Origin of the sequence: Weissella paramesenteroides ATCC 33313 (assembly GCF_000160575.1) — a bacterium.
GTDB classification, from domain to species: domain Bacteria; phylum Bacillota; class Bacilli; order Lactobacillales; family Lactobacillaceae; genus Weissella; species Weissella paramesenteroides.
In genome coordinates this window covers 207170-208789 of sequence record NZ_GG697128.1, presented here as the reverse complement: position 1 = coordinate 208789, position 1620 = coordinate 207170, and the positions used below count along the sequence as shown (strand labels likewise).

The 1620-nt window shown below is 32.2% G+C and carries 2 protein-coding genes; both read left to right on the top strand.

Translation table 11 applies throughout. From position 1 onward, the window contains the following. The coding region (locus HMPREF0877_RS00975; protein ID WP_002827230.1) for an IS3 family transposase at nucleotides 1-361 on the top strand (361 nt) is incomplete at its 5' end. Between the two features lie 101 nt (nucleotides 362-462). Next, a complete protein-coding gene (locus HMPREF0877_RS00970; protein WP_002827228.1) occupies nucleotides 463-1437 on the top strand; it encodes a class A sortase in 975 nt (324 codons plus the stop codon). The last annotated feature ends 183 nt before the right edge of the window (nucleotides 1438-1620 follow it).

Below are 1620 nucleotides of genomic sequence, written 5' to 3'. Positions count from 1 at the left end.
TGAACCAAAGGTTCATCAAGTTCTTGCTTTCAAGATTAGTCGTCAGATGGAGGCGACGTTAGTTGTAGAAACGATTAATCAGGCGCTTGAATGTCATCAAAAGCCACAATATTTTCACTCTGACATGGGTTCACAGTACACCAGCAACGAAGTTGAAACTTTACTTGAACGGCATCAGATTAGCCACTCATACTCAAAACAAGGTTATCCTTATGATAATGGGCCAATTGAAGCTTTTCACTCATTGTTGAAGAGAGAGTTTGCCTTTCAAACAACTTTTTCCAATTTTGAGGACTTGGTAATCCGAACCTCAAATTACATCAGTTGGTTTAATTCCGACAGAATTAGAACGAGTGTTTAGAAAAAGATGTGCCATTTATTGACATAGGAGCAATACATAATTATATGGTTTTGTAAATATGTCCTGGATAAATTATTGAAAATTAGAAAGTAAATTAGATTATGATTAATTTTTTAAAAATATTGGTAAGTCAAATTTCGTATAATGAGCGATTAACAATTATTCAAATAATTGTTTTTTTTCTTATATTTTTTGTGTTATTTTTAATTGGTTTATTGATGTTAAAAGTGAGAAAAAAACAGCTCAGTTATAAAAAAATTGGGTATATTTCTTTGCTTTGGACTTTAGGATTGAGCGTAATTAGTTTGGGTACGAAAATAATGTATCAAAATAATATTTGGTCTGTTCAGACTAATGCATTAAACTATGTGCAAAGGTATAAACAACATGAAAGTGATCGCAAGGATAAATTTGACGATAGTTCTCGAATTGACATTTCTAAAATGGTTATGTATCAGGCAGTTAAAGGATTAGATAAACAAGGATTTGTATCTATACCTAGTCGTAACATCTTGTTGCCAGTGTATAATGACGCTTATAGCGATAAGGGATTGAATGCTGGGGCAAATTATGCGAATAAATCAGTTATTGATCCTACGGGAGAACATAAACCAATTATGGGTGAAGGTAATTATGGATTAGCTGCACATAATTTTAATGACGGGCAAACAGGATTTAGTGGATTACAACAATATACCAACCATGATAGTCCTTACTTACAAAATGGTCATTTAAAAGGATCGGATTGGTTAAATGGTCAAAAAATTTTATTGGCTAACGCACACGGAATTTATGATTATCGAATAACAGGGCAAACATTAGTTACGGATAAAAAAATTTCAGTTTTGAACCCAACACAGACTGCACAAGTAACAATTATCAGTTGTTTGTTTCCCTCAACGGATTATCGCATTATTACACATGGTAAGTTAAAAAATATTTATACATGGGATAATGCACCACGAAAGTTAGTTAATGAGTTTAATTTGAAAGAAAAAAATACCAATGCGCATGCTTCATGGTGGAATCCAGGTGTTGAAGAGGGTGCCAATGGTCAGAAAGGCGGGACAGAATAGATTCTATTAGATAGAATATGGAATAAATTGTGTAGAGTCTCAAAATAACGATAGTAATCAATAATTCGGAAAATATAAGTACTCAACATTGATGATATCTTAATTGTTTATATATCTGTGTCCTTAATAATATTCCATGTTAAATTTAGTTAAAATAAGCCTGATTATGCACCAGTTATATAG

Excerpts from the sequence above, each read along its gene's own strand:
- HMPREF0877_RS00970 (WP_002827228.1), top strand. The coding sequence starts at position 463 with ATGATTAATTTTTTAAAAATATTGGTAAGTCAAATTTCGTATAATGAG.